This is a genomic window from Microbacterium sp. ARD32, from assembly GCF_031844385.1.
Classification (GTDB): domain Bacteria; phylum Actinomycetota; class Actinomycetes; order Actinomycetales; family Microbacteriaceae; genus Microbacterium.
Genome location: NZ_JAUZVD010000003.1, coordinates 108,048 through 123,663, shown reverse-complemented (window position 1 = coordinate 123,663; position 15,616 = coordinate 108,048). Strand labels below are relative to the sequence as shown.

26 protein-coding genes are annotated in these 15,616 nt (G+C 66.8%); all 26 read right to left on the bottom strand.

The genetic code is table 11. From position 1 onward, the window contains the following. Window positions 1-62 precede the first annotated feature (62 nt). The 26 genes from Q9R19_RS12225 to tuf all read right to left on the bottom strand — a co-directional run bounded on the left by Q9R19_RS12225 (window position 63) and on the right by tuf (window position 15,551). The gene (locus Q9R19_RS12225; RefSeq protein ID WP_311256676.1) at window positions 63-731 is read right to left on the bottom strand and encodes a thioredoxin domain-containing protein; all 669 of its coding nucleotides are present in this window, start codon (window positions 729-731) and stop codon (window positions 63-65) included. 94 nt (window positions 732-825) lie between these two features. Beyond that, complete coding sequence (map, locus tag Q9R19_RS12220; RefSeq protein WP_311256845.1) at window positions 826-1,674, bottom strand: type I methionyl aminopeptidase; 849 nt, start codon at window positions 1,672-1,674, stop codon at window positions 826-828. A gap of 17 nt (window positions 1,675-1,691) precedes the next feature. Then, the gene (locus Q9R19_RS12215) at window positions 1,692-2,312 is read right to left on the bottom strand and encodes an adenylate kinase (RefSeq protein ID WP_311256675.1); all 621 of its coding nucleotides are present in this window, start codon (window positions 2,310-2,312) and stop codon (window positions 1,692-1,694) included. After that, complete coding sequence (gene secY / locus Q9R19_RS12210; protein WP_311256674.1) at window positions 2,309-3,631, bottom strand: preprotein translocase subunit SecY; 1,323 nt, start codon at window positions 3,629-3,631, stop codon at window positions 2,309-2,311. Before secY ends, Q9R19_RS12215 begins: the two co-directional genes overlap by 4 nt. A gap of 113 nt (window positions 3,632-3,744) precedes the next feature. Further along, window positions 3,745-4,329: a 50S ribosomal protein L15 gene (gene rplO / locus Q9R19_RS12205; protein ID WP_311256673.1), complete on the bottom strand. Its 585-nt coding sequence runs from the start codon at window positions 4,327-4,329 to the stop codon at window positions 3,745-3,747. Further along, complete coding sequence (gene rpmD, locus Q9R19_RS12200; protein WP_311256672.1) at window positions 4,329-4,514, bottom strand: 50S ribosomal protein L30; 186 nt, start codon at window positions 4,512-4,514, stop codon at window positions 4,329-4,331. The genes rplO and rpmD overlap by 1 nt, the downstream gene beginning before the upstream one ends. After that, window positions 4,514-5,200 carry a 30S ribosomal protein S5 gene (rpsE, locus tag Q9R19_RS12195; protein ID WP_311256671.1) on the bottom strand — a complete coding sequence of 229 codons (687 nt, stop codon included), beginning with the start codon at window positions 5,198-5,200 and terminating at the stop codon, window positions 4,514-4,516. Before rpsE ends, rpmD begins: the two co-directional genes overlap by 1 nt. Then, window positions 5,197-5,556 carry a 50S ribosomal protein L18 gene (gene rplR / locus Q9R19_RS12190; protein ID WP_311256670.1) on the bottom strand — a complete coding sequence of 120 codons (360 nt, stop codon included), beginning with the start codon at window positions 5,554-5,556 and terminating at the stop codon, window positions 5,197-5,199. The genes rpsE and rplR overlap by 4 nt, the downstream gene beginning before the upstream one ends. A 2-nt stretch (window positions 5,557-5,558) precedes the next feature. After that, complete coding sequence (gene rplF / locus Q9R19_RS12185) at window positions 5,559-6,095, bottom strand: 50S ribosomal protein L6 (RefSeq protein ID WP_311256669.1); 537 nt, start codon at window positions 6,093-6,095, stop codon at window positions 5,559-5,561. A 6-nt stretch (window positions 6,096-6,101) separates the two neighbouring features. Further along, complete coding sequence (gene rpsH / locus Q9R19_RS12180; protein WP_311256668.1) at window positions 6,102-6,500, bottom strand: 30S ribosomal protein S8; 399 nt, start codon at window positions 6,498-6,500, stop codon at window positions 6,102-6,104. A gap of 146 nt (window positions 6,501-6,646) precedes the next feature. Then, window positions 6,647-7,237, bottom strand: coding sequence for a 50S ribosomal protein L5 (gene rplE / locus Q9R19_RS12175; RefSeq protein WP_311256667.1), 591 nt, complete (start codon window positions 7,235-7,237; stop codon window positions 6,647-6,649). Then, window positions 7,237-7,596, bottom strand: coding sequence for a 50S ribosomal protein L24 (gene rplX / locus Q9R19_RS12170; protein WP_286301176.1), 360 nt, complete (start codon window positions 7,594-7,596; stop codon window positions 7,237-7,239). The genes rplE and rplX overlap by 1 nt, the downstream gene beginning before the upstream one ends. 2 nt (window positions 7,597-7,598) lie before the next feature. Then, entirely contained in the window at window positions 7,599-7,967 is a 369-nt protein-coding gene (gene rplN / locus Q9R19_RS12165) for a 50S ribosomal protein L14 (protein ID WP_311256666.1), read from the bottom strand. Further along, window positions 7,964-8,278, bottom strand: a complete 315-nt coding sequence (gene rpsQ / locus Q9R19_RS12160; protein WP_311256665.1) for a 30S ribosomal protein S17 — start codon at window positions 8,276-8,278, stop codon at window positions 7,964-7,966. Before rpsQ ends, rplN begins: the two co-directional genes overlap by 4 nt. Then, entirely contained in the window at window positions 8,278-8,595 is a 318-nt protein-coding gene (gene rpmC / locus Q9R19_RS12155; protein WP_311256664.1) for a 50S ribosomal protein L29, read from the bottom strand. The genes rpsQ and rpmC overlap by 1 nt, the downstream gene beginning before the upstream one ends. Next, window positions 8,595-9,014, bottom strand: coding sequence for a 50S ribosomal protein L16 (rplP, locus tag Q9R19_RS12150; protein ID WP_179410064.1), 420 nt, complete (start codon window positions 9,012-9,014; stop codon window positions 8,595-8,597). The genes rpmC and rplP overlap by 1 nt, the downstream gene beginning before the upstream one ends. Beyond that, the gene (gene rpsC / locus Q9R19_RS12145) at window positions 9,014-9,760 is read right to left on the bottom strand and encodes a 30S ribosomal protein S3 (protein ID WP_193596808.1); all 747 of its coding nucleotides are present in this window, start codon (window positions 9,758-9,760) and stop codon (window positions 9,014-9,016) included. The genes rplP and rpsC overlap by 1 nt, the downstream gene beginning before the upstream one ends. Further along, on the bottom strand, window positions 9,760-10,176 hold the full coding sequence (gene rplV / locus Q9R19_RS12140; RefSeq protein WP_311256663.1) for a 50S ribosomal protein L22: 417 nt from the start codon (window positions 10,174-10,176) through the stop codon (window positions 9,760-9,762). Before rplV ends, rpsC begins: the two co-directional genes overlap by 1 nt. Window positions 10,177-10,214: 38 nt before the next feature. After that, a complete protein-coding gene (rpsS, locus tag Q9R19_RS12135; RefSeq protein ID WP_197220002.1) occupies window positions 10,215-10,496 on the bottom strand; it encodes a 30S ribosomal protein S19 in 282 nt (93 codons plus the stop codon). A 12-nt stretch (window positions 10,497-10,508) separates the two neighbouring features. Beyond that, window positions 10,509-11,348 (bottom strand): 50S ribosomal protein L2, encoded by an 840-nt coding sequence (gene rplB / locus Q9R19_RS12130; protein WP_071640282.1) that lies wholly within the window; start codon window positions 11,346-11,348, stop codon window positions 10,509-10,511. A gap of 20 nt (window positions 11,349-11,368) precedes the next feature. After that, window positions 11,369-11,689 (bottom strand): 50S ribosomal protein L23, encoded by a 321-nt coding sequence (rplW, locus tag Q9R19_RS12125; protein WP_182254259.1) that lies wholly within the window; start codon window positions 11,687-11,689, stop codon window positions 11,369-11,371. Continuing rightward, window positions 11,686-12,348 (bottom strand): 50S ribosomal protein L4, encoded by a 663-nt coding sequence (gene rplD / locus Q9R19_RS12120; protein ID WP_311256662.1) that lies wholly within the window; start codon window positions 12,346-12,348, stop codon window positions 11,686-11,688. Before rplD ends, rplW begins: the two co-directional genes overlap by 4 nt. Before the next feature lie 2 nt (window positions 12,349-12,350). Beyond that, window positions 12,351-13,010: a 50S ribosomal protein L3 gene (gene rplC / locus Q9R19_RS12115; protein ID WP_311256661.1), complete on the bottom strand. Its 660-nt coding sequence runs from the start codon at window positions 13,008-13,010 to the stop codon at window positions 12,351-12,353. A 10-nt stretch (window positions 13,011-13,020) separates the two neighbouring features. Continuing rightward, a complete protein-coding gene (gene rpsJ, locus Q9R19_RS12110) occupies window positions 13,021-13,329 on the bottom strand; it encodes a 30S ribosomal protein S10 (RefSeq protein WP_193596815.1) in 309 nt (102 codons plus the stop codon). 678 nt (window positions 13,330-14,007) lie between these two features. Further along, on the bottom strand, window positions 14,008-14,220 hold the full coding sequence (locus tag Q9R19_RS12105) for an Rv0909 family putative TA system antitoxin (RefSeq protein WP_311256660.1): 213 nt from the start codon (window positions 14,218-14,220) through the stop codon (window positions 14,008-14,010). Between the two features lie 137 nt (window positions 14,221-14,357). Further along, the gene (tuf, locus tag Q9R19_RS12100; protein ID WP_311256659.1) at window positions 14,358-15,551 is read right to left on the bottom strand and encodes an elongation factor Tu; all 1,194 of its coding nucleotides are present in this window, start codon (window positions 15,549-15,551) and stop codon (window positions 14,358-14,360) included. Window positions 15,552-15,616: the final 65 nt, after the last annotated feature.

Sequence of the window (15,616 nt, the reverse complement as noted above, 5' to 3'; positions counted from 1 at the left end):
AACGAGGCGCAGAGCACCAAGGGTCTATGCTAGTCCGTTCGGGCCGGACGGGCAACTCGACGTCAGCTGATGAGCTTGACGAGCTTCTGCAGATCAGCCTGGTCCTGCAGGTTCAGGCGCGTGCCGTTGAGGTCCACCGTCGGCGTCGCTGCGATCTCGTGCTTCTTCGCCTGGGCGACGCCGAACTTCTTGTACGTCTCGTCGGTGATGCAGGACGCCGCCTCGTCGGCGCCGGCCTGCTCGGCGAGCTCGGCGAGCTTGCTCGTCTCCAGCCCGGTCGTGTTCTCCTCGGGCTGGTTGTCGAACAGCAGCTGCGCGAAGTCGAGGTACTCGTCGGGATCGGACTCCGCGACGCACACCGCGGCGCTCGCGGAGCGGGACGAGTACTCCGTGCCCTGCGAATAGCGGTCCAGGATGGCGATCGGGTGGTAGTTCAGGGTGATCTTGTCGTCGTCGGCGGCCTTCATCAGCTGCGCACCGAACTGCTCCTCGAAGCTTTTGCACACCGGGCACTGGAAGTCGACGAAGACATCCACGACGTCATCGCCGTCTCCGAAGGCGATGGCCCCGGTCTCGGCGTCGAACGACTTCGAGCTCGACGGCGCGGGCCCGGCATCCGTCGCCCTGTTGTTCATCCACACGACCACGAGGCCGAGTGCGACGAGCACCACCACGACCGCGGCCGAGATGCCGATGACGAACCAGTTGGGCTTGCTCTGTGCCTGGGCCATGACAGTCCGATCTGTTTCTGCAGAGAGTTGACACCCCATTGTGCCGTGTTCCGGCTATGCCTCGCCTGTGACCACGCTCTGGCGGACGAGGCGGCTACGGAATCGGGACCGGGGTCACGCCGAAGGGGGCGAGACCGGCGGCGCCGCCGTCCGGGGCCGTCAGCACCCAGATGCCGTCCGCGTGGCGTGCGACGCTGTGCTCCCAGTGCGATCCGTCGGAGCCGTCGATCGTGGAGACGGTCCAGTCGTCATCCTCCACGAACGTGGCCTCTCCCCCGGCCGTCACCATCGGCTCGATGGCGAGCACGAGCCCCGCGCGGATCTCGGGTCCGGCATCCGGAGTGCGGTAGTTGAACACGCTCGGCGGCTCGTGCATTCGCCGGCCGATCCCGTGGCCGACGTACTCGCGCAGGATGCCGTAGGTCTGCCCGGACACCGCAGAAGGCCCCTGCGCCTCGATGTGGTCCTGGATCGCCGTGCCGATCTCGCCGATGTGCGAGGCGGATGCCATGGCGGCGATGCCGGCCCACATCGATCCCTCGGTGACGCGGGAGAGCTCCTCACGACGGGCGACCAGCTCCGGTCTCGCCGGGTCGGGCACCACGAAGGTGACGGCGCTGTCGCCGTTCCAGCCCTCGAACTGCGCACCGCAGTCCACCGAGACGATGTCGCCCGGCTGCAGCACGAGGTCCCCCGGGATGCCGTGCACGACCTGCTCGTTGACCGAGATGCAGGTGGTGTGACGGTAGCCGCGGACGAGCTTGAAGTTCGACTCCGCGCCGCGCTCCGCGATCAGCCGGTCGGCGACGGCATCCAGTTCCCGAGTCGTGACTCCGGGGCGCACCAGCGGCCGGACCGCGTCCAGCGCGGCCGCGGTGATCAGACCGGGCTGCACCATCGCGCGCAGCTGCGCGGGCGTCTTGTAGATCGACTTGCGGAACATCGACATGCGGACGCGGCTCAGACGAGCTGGCCGATTCCGCGGGCGCCGAGCGCCGCGGAGATCCGCGCGGTGATCTCGTCCAGCGAGCCGACGCCGTCGATGCGGTCGACGATGCCGCGCTCGGCGTACACCGAGATGATCGGGGCCGTCTCGTGCTCGTAGATGTCCAGCCGATGCGCGATGGCCTCGTCGGTGTCGTCCGAACGACCCTGCTCGACCGCGCGCAGGTGCAGCCGCGACAGGCTCTCCTCGCGCGGCACGTCGAGCAGGATCACGGCATCCAGCGCGGCATCCGACTCGGCGAGGAACGCGTCCAGGTGACCGACCTGCGCGGTGTTGCGCGGGTAGCCGTCCAGCAGGAAGCCGTTCGCGGCATCCTCCTGCGACAGCCGGTCGCGCACGATCTCGCTGGTCAGCTCGTCCGGCACCAGGTCGCCCGCATCGAGGATCGCCGTGACCTTCTGTCCGAGCTCGGTGCCCGCCTTGATGTTGGCACGGAAGATGTCTCCGGTGGAGACGACCGGGATCGCGAGGGCATCCGCGACCCGCACGCCCTGCGTGCCCTTGCCGGAGCCCTGCGGGCCGACGATCAGGAGCCGAGCGGATGTCGCGGTGTGCTGAGCCTGTCGAAGTGTCATCTCAGGAGCCCTTCGTAATGGCGCTGCTGCAGCTGCGCATCGATCTGCTTCACGGTCTCGAGCCCGACGCCGACGATGATCAGGATCGACGCGCCGCCGAACGGGAAGTTCTGGTTCGCCTGCACCGTTGCCAGCGCGATCAGCGGGATCAGCGCCACGATGCCCAGGTACAGCGAACCGGGGAACGTGATGCGGGTGATCACGTAGTCCAGGTACTCGGCCGTGGGGCGTCCGGCGCGGATGCCGGGGATGAACCCGCCGTACTTCTTCATGTTGTCGGCGACCTCGACCGGGTTGAAGGTGATCGCGACGTAGAAGTAGGTGAAGGCGATGTTCAGCAGGAAGTAGATCAGCATGTACAGCGGCTGATCACCCGAGACCAGGTACGTGGAGACCCATGCCACCCACGCCGGCGGCTCGCTGCCGTCGGTCGGGGTGTTGAACTGCGCCACCAGCATCGGCAGGTACAGCAGCGACGAGGCGAAGATGATCGGGATCACACCCGCCATGTTCACCTTGATCGGGATGTAGGTGTTGGTGCCGCCGTAGGTGCGCCGGCCCACCATGCGCTTGGCGTACTGCACGGGCACGCGGCGCTGCGACTGCTCGACGTACACGATGAGCGTCATCACGACCAGGCCGATCAGCAGCACGAGCAGGAAGACGTCGAAGCCCTTGGCCTCCTGGATGCCCCACAGCGCGCTCGGGAAGGTCGCGGCGATCGAGGTGAAGATCAGCACGGACATGCCGTTGCCGATGCCCCGCTCCGTGACCAGCTCGGCCATCCACATGATCAGGCCGGTGCCGGCCGTCAACGCGATGATGATCAGCGCCTGCGCCCACCACACGTCATTGGTCAGCAGGTTCTGGCAGGCGGCGACGCTGGTCTGCCCGAACAGCTGTCCGCTGCGGGCGACGGTGACCAGGGTGGCCGACTGCAGCAGCGCGAGCGCGATCGTCAGGTAGCGCGTGTACTGGGTGAGCTTGGTCTGGCCCGCCTGACCCTCCTGGTGCAGGGTCTCGAAGTGCGGGATGACCACGCGCAGCAGCTGCACGATGATCGTCGCCGTGATGTACGGCATGACGCCGAGCGCGAAGATCGACAGCTGCAGCAGCGCGCCGCCGGAGAACAGGTTGACCAGGCCCAGGAGCCCGTCCGTTCCGGTGTTCTCCGCGAGGCACTGCTCGACGTTCGGGAAGTGCACGAACGGAGCCGGCACGTTGGAGCCCAGGCGGTACAGAGCGATGATGCCGATGGTGAAAAGGATCTTCGCACGCAGATCGGGCGTGCGGAAGATTCGCGCGATGGCGCTAAACAAGGGCGGTCCTCCTGAAGGGATTGCCGAACGTCGAAGAACGGCCGAAAGTCCAGGGTAACGCACAGGAGGGGCCGGAGAATCTCCGACCCCTCCCAGCGTTCACAGCTGATGGTTCAGTTGACCGAACCGCCGGCGGCGACGATCTTCTGCTCGGCGCTGCCCGAGACCTTGTCGACCGACACGGTGAGCTTGACCGAGATGTCGCCGTCGCCGAGGACCTTGACCTTCTCGTTCTTGCGCACGGCGCCCTTGGCGACCAGGTCGCTGACGGTGACGTCGCCGCCCTTCGGGTACAGCTCGGCGAGCTTGGCCAGGTTCACGACCTGGTACTCGACGCGGAACGGGTTCTTGAACCCGCGCAGCTTCGGGGTGCGCATGTGCAGCGGCATCTGCCCACCCTCGAAGCCGACCCGAACGGTGTTGCGGGCCTTGGTGCCCTTGGTGCCGCGGCCTGCGGTCTTGCCCTTGGAGCCCTCACCGCGACCCACGCGGGTCTTGGCGGTGTTGGCGCCGGGGACCGGACGCAGGTGGTGCACCTTCAGCACGGCGGGACGCGAGGCCTCGGCCTCGGCATCCTTCTTCGCCGGTGCCTTCTTGGCTGCGGCCTTGGCCGGGGCGGCCTTGGCTGCGGGCTTGCTGGCGGTCTTCTTGGGAGCGGCTGCCGCCTTCTCCTCGACGACCTCGTTCTTCTCAGCCATTAGTCGATCTCCTCAACCTGGACGAGGTGAGCGACGGCGCGGACGTAACCGCGCGTCTGCGCGTCGTCCGGACGGACGACCGAGTCGCCGATCCGCTTGAGTCCGAGCGAACGCAGCGTGTCGCGCTGGTTCTGCTTCTCACTCACCTTGGACTTGATCTGCGTGACCTTGAGGCGCTCGGCCATCAGGCACCTACCTTCTGCGCGGCGGCGGCAGCGGCCTTCGCCTCGTTGCGGATGATGATCTCCGGCACGACGGCGTCGTAGTCGAGACCACGGCGGGCAGCGACGGCGCGCGGCTCCTCCAGGCCCTGCAGAGCCTCGACGGTCGCGTGCACGATGTTGATCGTGTTCGACGAACCGAGCGACTTCGACAGGACGTCGTGGATGCCGGCGCACTCGAGTACGGCGCGAACCGGACCACCGGCGATCACACCGGTACCGGCGGCAGCCGGACGCAGCAGCACCACACCGGCAGCGGCCTCGCCCTGCACCGGGTGCGGGATGGTCGAGCCGACGCGGGGCACGCGGAAGAAGTTGCGCTTGGCCTCCTCGACGCCCTTCGAGATCGCCAGGGGGACCTCGCGCGCCTTGCCGTAGCCGACGCCCACCAGGCCGTTGCCGTCGCCGACGACCACGAGAGCGGTGAAGCTGAAGCGACGACCACCCTTCACGACCTTCGACACGCGGTTGATGGTGACGACACGCTCCAGGAACTGGTTGTCGCCACGGTCGCGCGAGTTGCGGTCGCGGCTCTGGCCGCGGTCACGTCCGCCACGACGGCCGTCACGCTGCTCGCGCTGCGGCTCGGCCTGAGCCGCAGCCTCGGCAGGAGCGGTTTCGGTCACTTCGTTCTCCTTGTTGTCACTCACAGTGCCAGCCCCCCTTCACGGGCGCCATCGGCGATGGCCGCGACACGACCGGCGTAGCGGTTGCCGCCGCGGTCGAACACCGCCTCGGAAAAACCGGCCGCCTTGGCGCGCTCGGCGAGCAGCTCGCCCACCTTGCGGGCCTTGGCGGTCTTGTCACCGTCGAAGGAGCGCAGGTCGGTCTCGAGCGTGGAAGCGGATGCCACGGTGTGGCCCTTGCTGTCGTCGACGAGCTGCACGAACACGTGGCGTGCGGAGCGGTTGACGACCAGACGCGGGCGGACGTCGGTGCCGACGATCTTCTTGCGAAGACGTGCGTGCCGACGTGCGCGGGCGGCGGACTTGGACTTGACAGCCATGGTTACTTACCAGCCTTTCCGGCCTTGCGACGCACGACCTCGCCGGCGTAGCGCACGCCCTTGCCCTTGTACGGCTCGGGCTTGCGGATCTTGCGGATGTTCGCAGCTGCCTCGCCGACAGCCTGCTTGCTGATCCCGCTGACGGTGAGCTTGTTCGTGCCCTCGACCGTCAGGGTGATGCCGGCGGGCGGGTCGACCAGCACGGGGTGCGAGAAGCCGAGGGCGAACTCGACCGAGCTGCCCTTCTGCTGCACGCGGTAACCGGTGCCGACGACCTCGAGGCCCTTGGAGTAGCCCTGGGTCACGCCGATGATGTCGTTGTTGATGAGCGTGCGGGTCAGTCCGTGCAGGGACCGCGACTCGCGCTCGTCGTCGGGGCGGGTGACCAGAACCTGGCCCTCCTGAACCTCGACCTGGATGGGGGCGGCCACCGACAGGGTGAGCTCACCCTTGGGGCCGGACACCTTGACCTCGCGGCCGTCGACCGAGACGGTCACGCCCGCAGGGATCTCGATGGGAAGTCGTCCGATGCGCGACATGTCAGATCACCACACGTAGGCGAGAACTTCTCCGCCCACGCCCTTCTGCTCTGCCTGCCGGTCGGTGAGGAGACCGGAGGAGGTGGACAGGATGGCAACACCCAGGCCGCCGAGGACCTTGGGCAGCTCGGTCGACTTCGCGTACACGCGGAGACCGGGCTTGGACACGCGCTTGATGCCCGCGATGGAGCGCTCACGGTTGGGACCGTACTTCAGCGACAGCGTGAGGCTGCTGCCGACGCGGGCGTCGGTCACCTCGAAGCCGGCGATGTAGCCCTCGCTCTGGAGGATCTCGGCGATGTTCGTCTTGAGCTTGCTCGACGGCATGGTCACGGATTCGTGGTGCGCCGAGTTCGCGTTGCGCAGACGGGTCAGCATGTCTGCGACCGGGTCTGTCATTGTCATTGTGTTCTTCTTTCGATCATGAGGTTCCGGCTGCCGTTACACGACAGACGGCCTGCGATGAGCACGGCGTCCGTGCGGACGCACAATCTTCAATTGTACGGGACGCGGGGAGGGATGCCGTTCAGCACCCCTCCCCGCCTCTCCGCTTACGCCGCGGCGTCGGCGGACTTGAACGGGAAGCCGAGCGCCTTCAGCAGCGCACGACCCTCGTCATCCGTCTTCGCCGTGGTCACCACGGTGATGTCGAAGCCGCGGACGCGGTCGATCTTGTCCTGGTCGATCTCGTGGAACACGCTCTGCTCCTGAAGACCGAAGGTGTAGTTGCCGTTGCCGTCGAACTGGTCGCCCGACAGACCGCGGAAGTCGCGGATGCGGGGCAGGGCCAGGTTCACCAGGCGGTCCAGGAACTCCCACGCGCGGTCGCCGCGGAGGGTGACGTGCGCGCCGATGGCCTGTCCCTCGCGCAGCTTGAACTGCGCGATCGACTTGCGTGCCTTCGTGACGATCGGCTTCTGGCCGGTGATCTTGGTGAGGTCCTCGACCGCGCCATCGATCACCTTGCTGTCGCGAGCCGCCTCGCCGACACCGGTGTTGACGACCACCTTGACCACGCCGGGGATCTGCATGACGTTGGCGTAGCCGAACTGCTCCTGCAGAGCCTTCTTGATCTCAGTGTTGTACTTGGCCTTCAGGCGGGGCTGCACCTTGACAGCCTCCGCAGCCTCAGTCGCTGCCATCAGAGGTCCTTACCTGACTTCTTCGCGTAGCGCACGCGGACCGTGCGCTTCACGCCGTCCTTGACCTGCTCCTCGACCCGGTGGCCGACGCGGGTCGGCTTCTTGGTCGAGGGGTCGACGACGGCGACGTTGGAGATGTGGATCGGGGCCTCGACGGTCTCGATCCCACCCGTCTTGGTGCCGCGCTGGGTCTGGCCGACGCGGGTGTGCTTGGTGACGTAGTTCACGCCCTCCACCACCACGCGGTTCTGCTCGACGAGGACCTCGAGGACCTTGCCCTGCTTGCCGCGGTCGCCGCCCTTGTCCTGCTTGCGGCCGGTGATGACCTGAACCAGGTCGCCCTTCTTGATGTTCGCCATGATCAGATGACCTCCGGGGCGAGCGAGACGATCTTCATGAACTTCTTGTCGCGAAGCTCACGACCGACCGGTCCGAAGATGCGGGTGCCGCGGGGCTCCCCGTCGTTCTTCAGGATCACGGCGGCGTTCTCGTCGAACTTGATGTACGAGCCGTCAGCGCGGCGCGTGGACTTGACGGTGCGGACGATGACGGCCTTGACCACATCGCCCTTCTTGACGTTTCCACCGGGGATCGCGTCCTTGACGGTCGCGACGATGGTGTCGCCCAGGCCCGCGTAGCGGCGGCTGGAGCCACCGAGCACACGGATGGTGAGCAGCTCCTTCGCGCCGGTGTTGTCGGCGACCTTCAGGCGGGACTCGTTCTGAATCACTTTGCCTTCTCCAGGATCTCCACCAGACGCCAGCGCTTGGTGGCGCTCAGCGGGCGGGTCTCGTTGATGAGGACGAGGTCGCCGATGCCGGCGGTGTTGTCCTCATCGTGGGCCTTGACCTTCGAGGTCTGGCGGATGACCTTGCCGTAAAGCGGGTGCTTCACGCGGTCCTCGACCTCGACCACGATGGTCTTGTCCATCTTGTCGCTGACCACGTAGCCACGGCGGGCCTTGCGGTAACCACGAGCACCGGCCTCGCGCACGTCGTGCGCGGCGTGCTCGACGGCCTCAGCAGCCTTCTTCTCAGCCATTACTCGGCCTCCTCCTTCGGAGCGGCCTCGTCAGCGGCATCCGCCTTCTTGGCCCTGCTCTTCTTCGCCTTCGCCGGAGCCTCGACCGGAGCGGGCGTCGCACGGATGCCCAGCTCGCGCTCGCGGATCACGGTGTACAGGCGCGCGATGTCGCGCTTGACGGCGCGGATGCGGCCGTGGCTCTCCAGCTGGCCGGTGGCCGACTGGAAGCGGAGGTTGAACAGCTCCTCCTTGGCCTTGCGCAGCTCCTCGACGAGGCGCTGGTCTTCGAACGTGTCGAGCTCGGCGGGTGCGAGCTCCTTGGTGCCGATCGCCATTACGCGTCGCCCTCCTCGCGCTTGATGATGCGTGCCTTGAGCGGCAGCTTGTGAATGGCCCGGGTGAGGGCCTCGCGTGCGAGCTCCTCGTTCACGCCCGCGACCTCGAAGAGGACACGGCCCGGCTTGACGTTGGCGACCCACCACTCGGGGGAGCCCTTACCGGAACCCATGCGGGTCTCGGCGGGCTTCTTGGTGAGCGGACGGTCGGGGTAGATGTTGATCCACACCTTTCCGCCGCGCTTGATGTGACGCGTCATCGCGATTCGAGCGGACTCGATCTGACGGTTGGTCACGTAAGCGGGCGTCAGAGCCTGGATGCCGAACTCGCCGAAGGAGACCTTCGTGCCGCCGGTCGCCTGGCCCGAACGCTTCGGGTGGTGCTGCTTGCGGTACTTGACCTTGCGAGGGATGAGCATTATGCCGACGCTCCTTCTGCGACAGGCGCCTCGTTGCGGGGCGCGCGACGACGGTCGCCACGCTCGCGCTGCGGCTTCATGTTGGCCTGCTCGCGTGCGAGTTCCTTGTTGGTGAGGTCGCCCTTGTAGATCCAGACCTTCACGCCGATGCGGCCGAAGGTGGTCTTGGCCTCGTAGAAGCCGTAGTCGATGTTCGCGCGCAGCGTGTGCAGCGGCACACGACCCTCGCGGTAGAACTCGGAGCGGCTCATCTCCGCGCCGCCGAGGCGGCCGGAGACCTGGATGCGGATGCCCTTGGCACCGGCGCGCTGAGCGCCCTGCAGGCCCTTGCGCATCGCGCGGCGGAACGCCACGCGCGCGGAGAGCTGCTCGGCGATGCCCTGCGCGACCAGCTGAGCGTCGGCCTCGGGGTTCTTCACCTCGAGGATGTTCAGCTGGATCTGCTTGCCGGTGAGCTTCTCGAGATCACCGCGGATGCGCTCGGCCTCGGCGCCGCGGCGGCCGATGACGATGCCCGGGCGCGCGGTGTGGATGTCCACACGCACGCGGTCGCGAGTGCGCTCGATCTCGATGCCCGAGACGCCGGCGCGGTCGAGCTGCGTCTGCAGCAGGCGACGGATCTTGATGTCCTCGGCGACGTAGTCGGCGTAACGCTGGCCGGGCTTCGTCGAGTCCGAGAACCAGCGAGACACGTGGTCCGTGGTGATGCCGAGGCGGAAGCCGTACGGGTTGACCTTCTGGCCCATTACTTGCTCGCCTTCTTCTTGTCGGTCGCTGATCCTGTCGAAGCGCCGGCGGCCGCGTCAGCGACCTCGGGGGTGGCCAGCACGACCGTGATGTGGCTCGTGCGCTTCTTGATCTGGAACGCGCGACCCTGGGCGCGGGGCTGGAAGCGCTTGAGCGTCGTGCCCTCGTCGACGTACGCGTTCTTCACGTACAGGTCCTGCTCGTCCAGGTACTCGCCGTCGCGATCCGCCTTGACCTGAGCGTTCGCGATCGCAGCGTGCACGAGCTTGTAGATCGGCTCGCTGGCGCCCTGCGGGGCGAACTTCAGAATGGCCAGTGCTTCCTGCGCCTGCTTGCCCTTGATGAGGGCGACGACACGACGAGCCTTCTGAGGGGTCACGCGGATGTGCTTGACGCGTGCGATGGAATCCACCATTGTTCTCCTCCTCTGTTTCTCTCCAGAGCGTCACCGCGTCAGCGGCGACGGCCCTTCTTGTCGTCCTTCTCGTGGCCGCGGAAGGTGCGGGTGGGCGCGAACTCGCCCAGTTTGTGTCCGACCATAGTCTCGGTCACGAACACGGGGATGTGCTTGCGACCGTCGTGGACGGCGATCGTGTGGCCCAGCATCGCCGGGATGATCATCGATCGGCGCGACCAGGTCTTGATGACGTTCTTGGAACCGGCCTCGTTCTGACCGACCACCTTGCGAAGCAGGTGCTCGTCGACGAAGGGGCCCTTCTTAAGACTGCGTGGCATCTTCCTCTACTCCTACTTGCGCTTCTTGCCGGCGTTACGGCGACGCACGATGTACTTGTCGGATTCCTTGTTGGCGTGACGGGTACGACCCTCGGCCTGGCCCCAGGGGGAGACGGGGTGGCGTCCACCGGACGTCTTGCCCTCACCACCACCGTGGGGGTGATCGACCGGGTTCATCGCGACACCGCGCACGGTCGGGCGGACGCCCTTCCAGCGCTTGCGACCGGCCTTGCCCCAGTTGATGTTCGACTGCTCGGCGTTGCCGACCTCGCCGATGGTCGCGCGGCAGCGCGCATCGACGTTGCGGATCTCGCCGGAGGGCAGACGCAGCTGGGCGTAGGGGCCGTCCTTCGCGACCAGACGCACCGAGGCGCCGGCCGAACGGGCCATCTTCGCTCCGCCGCCGGGACGCAGCTCGATCGCGTGGATCACGGTACCGGTGGGGATGTTCTTCAGCGGCAGGTTGTTGCCCGGCTTGATGTCCGCGCCGGCACCCGACTCGACCACGTCGCCCTGCTTCAGCTTGTTCGGCGCGAGGATGTAGCGCTTCTCGCCGTCGAAGTAGTGCAGCAGCGCGATGCGTGCGGTGCGGTTGGGGTCGTACTCGATGTGAGCGACCTTGGCGTTGATGCCGTCCTTGTCATTGCGACGGAAGTCGATGACGCGGTACTGGCGCTTGTGGCCACCACCGATGTGACGGGTCGTGATGCGGCCCTGGTTGTTGCGACCACCGGTCTTCGAGAGCGGACGCAGCAGCGACTTCTCCGGCGTCGATCGGGTGATCTCGGCGAAGTCGGCCACCGACGAACCGCGGCGACCCGGGGTCGTGGGCTTGTACTTGCGAATAGCCATTATCTGTCCTTGTCCCCCGGTCAGCCGACTGCCGTGAAGATGTCGATGGAGCCCGACTTCAGTGCGACGATGGCGCGCTTGGTGTCCTTGCGCTTGCCGGTGCCGAAGCGGGTGCGGCGGGCCTTGCCGACGCGGTTGATCGTGTTGACCGAAGCGACCTTGACGCCGAAGATCTTCTCGATGGCGAGCTTGATCTCGGTCTTCGAGGCGCGCGGGTCGACCAGGAAGGTGTACTTGCCCTCGTCGATCAGGCCGTAGCTCTTCTCGGAGACGACCGGGCCCAGGATGATGTCGCGCGGGTCCTTGTTCAGGGCCGTTGCGAGGACGTTCTGCTCAGTCATGCCGAGACCTCCTCGGTTGCGCCGGTCTTCGAGGCGATGAAGCCCTCGAGGGCGGCCTTGGTGAAGACGATGTCGTCGGAGACGACCACGTCGTAGGCGTTCAGCTGGTCGAAGCTGAGCACGTGCACGTTCGGAAGGTTCCGGACGCTCTTCACGGTCAGCTCGTCGTTGCGCTCGGTGACGACGAGCACGTTCTTCGGACCGGCGACGGCGGCGAGCAGGCCCGCAGCGGTCTTGGTCGAAGGCGTGGTGTCGGCGACGAACGCCTCGACGACGTGCAGACGCTCACCGCGGAAGCGGTCGCTCAGCGCGCCCAGCAGGGCGGCGGCGATCATCTTCTTGGGCGTGCGCTGCGAGTAGTCGCGCGGCTTCGGTCCGTGGACGATGCCACCGCCGGTCATGTGCGGTGCACGGATGGAGCCCTGACGGGCGTTACCCGTGCCCTTCTGCTTGAACGGCTTGCGGCCGGCACCGGAGACCTCACCACGACGCTTGGTCGAGTGGGTGCCCTGGCGTGCGGCAGCGAGCTGCGCGACGACGACCTGGTGGATCAGCGGGACGTTGGTCTTGACGTCGAAGAGCGCGGCGGGCAGCTCGATGGAGCCGGCCTTCTTGCCGTCGACCTTGATGACGTCGAGCGCGAGAGTCGAGTCAGCCATGATCAGGCACCCTTCACTGCGTTGCGGACGAAGACGATGCGGCCGCGCGCGCCGGGGACGGCGCCCTTGACGAGCAGAAGTCCCTTCTCGACGTCGACGGCGTGCACCGTGAGGTTGAGGACGGTCACGCGCTCGCCGCCCATACGGCCGGCCATGCGCATGCCCTTGAACACGCGGCTCGGAGTCGACGAGGCGCCGATCGAACCGGGCTTGCGGTGGTTGCGGTGCGCACCGTGCGATGCCGAGACGCCCTTGAAGTTGTGACGCTTCATGACACCCGCGGTGCCCTTGCCCTTGCTGGTGCCGACCACGTCGACCAGCTGGCCGGCCTCGAAGGTGCCCTCGACGGTCAGCTCCTGGCCGAGCGAGTAGTCAGCGGCATCCGCGGTGCGGATCTCGGTGACGTGGCGACGCGGCGTGACGCCGGCTGCCTCGAAGTGAGCGGTCAGCGGCTTGTTCACCTTGCGGGGGTCGATCTGGCCGTACGCGATCTGCACGGCGTTGTAGCCGTCCTTCTCGGGCGTGCGGACCTGGGTGACCACGTTGGGCGCCAGCTCGATGACGGTGACGGGAACGAGCTTGCCGTTCTCGTCCCACACCTGGGTCATGCCGAGCTTGGTGCCGAGCATGCCCTTGGAGATCTTGGAGTTGATGTCAACCATGCGAGGCCCCTTACAGCTTGATCTCGATGTTGACGTCGGCCGGGAGGTCGAGGCGCATCAGCGAGTCGACGGCCTTCGGCGTCGGGTCGACGATGTCGATCAGACGCTTGTGGGTGCGCATCTCGAAGTGCTCGCGGCTGTCCTTGTACTTGTGGGGCGAACGGATCACGGCGATCACGTTCTTCTCCGTCGGAAGCGGCACCGGGCCGACGACAGTCGCGCCCGCACGGGTCACGGTGTCGACGATCTTGCGCGCCGACGTGTCGATGACCTCGTGGTCATACGACTTCAGGCGAATGCGGATCTTCTGTCCCGCCATTGTCTGCTCTCTCTCTATAGGCGTCTTACCGTCCGGGGCCGGGTGACCCTGGGGCATTGGACGCACGTCGGCGCTGTGCGCGCCCGGCGCTTGCGCACCACTGTTCTCTTTTCACTCCGAAGGCGCCGGCACTGCGTGCCCGCGTCATCGAATGGAGGAGGTTCTGCTGCCCGCGGCCTAGAACCCTGCGCCTGCGCGCCGTCTATGCACTCTCGTGACAGTGATCCCGCGCATCACGAAGAGCACAGGAATGTGGAACCTGTCTATTCTGCCATGCCGGATTCGCCCACTGCAAACCCGGGCGTGTCGCGCGTGCCGCGCGGCGGGATCAAGGCGCTGGGCGGAGCATCCCCATGCTCCGCCCAGCGCTGTGGGAGACCCGGTGTGAGGGGATGCACCGGGTGGGAGGAGCCGACGAATAGGGGCGCCGGCCGCCTCGTTCAGGAGCGCGGCCGACCGGCCGCGCAGACACGACGATGCATCCGTGGTCGAGCCACGTGCCGAGCACAGTGTTCCCCATGATGATCCCCAGTCGCGTGGATGCCGTGCCCCCACGGCATCCGATGCCGCACAGAACCCCAGGCGGCGGTCCCAGTCTAGGACAGATTCCGCTCCGGCACACATCGAAGGGCGATGCGCTGCGCTGCGCATCGCCCTTCGGGAAGACGGCGGAAGAGGTTACTCGTCGCCGACAGCGCCGTCGACGCTGTCGCGAACGCCGTCGATCTGCTCGGCGGCACCCGGCGCGACCTTCTTCACGAAGTCGGCCGCCCCGTCGAGGAGCCGGTCGCTGATCTGCTCCGCCTGCTCGCTGTGCACCGCCTCGTCGATCCTGTCCTTGTTCTGCTCGAACAGCTCCTTGCCCTGGTTCACCAGATCCTCGATGCCCATGGGGTCTCCTCCCCTGTCGTTTCGCGCAGTTCTCTGCGCCACGTCCCTTTCTACGCGATCCGGGCGGGATGCGGAAGTGCGCGGAGACGACAGAGGGGCCGGGCCCGAAGGCCCGACCCCTCTGCATGAAGCAGTGCTTACTCGACGACCTTGGTCACCGTGCCGGCGCCGACGGTGCGGCCACCCTCACGGATCGCGAAGCCGAGGCCCTCCTCCATGGCGATCGGCTGGATCAGCTCGACGGCCATGTCGGTGGTGTCGCCGGGCATGACCATCTCGGTGCCCTCGGGCAGCGTGATGACGCCGGTGACGTCGGTGGTGCGGAAGTAGAACTGCGGACGGTAGTTCGTGTAGAAGGGGTTGTGGCGGCCACCCTCGTCCTTGGACAGGATGTACGCGGTTCCCTCGAACTTCGTGTGCGGGGTGATCGACCCCGGCTTCACGACGACCTGGCCGCGCTCGACGTCCTCGCGCTTGGTGCCGCGGAGCAGCAGACCGCAGTTCTCGCCGGCCCATGCCTCGTCGAGCTGCTTGTGGAACATCTCGATACCCGTGACCGTGGTCTTCTGCGTCGGGCGGATGCCGACGATCTCGACCTCGGAGTTGATCGCCAGGGTGCCGCGCTCGGCGCGACCGGTGACGACCGTGCCACGACCGGTGATCGTGAAGACGTCCTCGATCGGCATCAGGAAGGGCTTGTCGCGGTCGCGCTCCGGGTCGGGAACGCTGTTGTCGACGGCCTCCATGAGCTCGAGGATCGAGTCGACCCACTTCTGCTCGCCGTTGAGGGCGCCCAGAGCCGAGACCTTGATGACCGGAGCGTCGTCGCCGGGGAAGCCCTGCGACGAGAGCAGCTCGCGGACCTCGAGCTCGACGAGCTCCAGGATCTCCTCGTCGTCGACCATGTCGCTCTTGTTCAGGGCGACCAGCAGGTACGGCACGCCGACCTGCTTGGCCAGCAGCACGTGCTCGCGGGTCTGCGCCATCGGGCCGTCGGTGGCGGCGACCACGAGGATCGCACCGTCCATCTGAGCAGCACCGGTGATCATGTTCTTGACGTAGTCGGCGTGGCCGGGGGCGTCGACGTGCGCGTAGTGACGCTTCGGGGTCTCGTACTCGATGTGCGAGATGTTGATGGTGATGCCGCGCTGACGCTCCTCGGGAGCCGAGTCGATCGAGGCGAAGTCACGCTGGACGTTGGTGTCCGACGGGTACTTGTCGGCGAGCACCTTCGAGATCGCGGCAGACAGCGTGGTCTTGCCGTGGTCGACGTGACCGATCGTTCCGATGTTGACGTGCGGCTTGGTCCGCTCGAACTTGGCCTTGGCCACTGGGTCCTCCTCAGGACGTTCGTGTAGAGATGGCCGGGCACTGGATTGTGACCGGCTCCCTACGG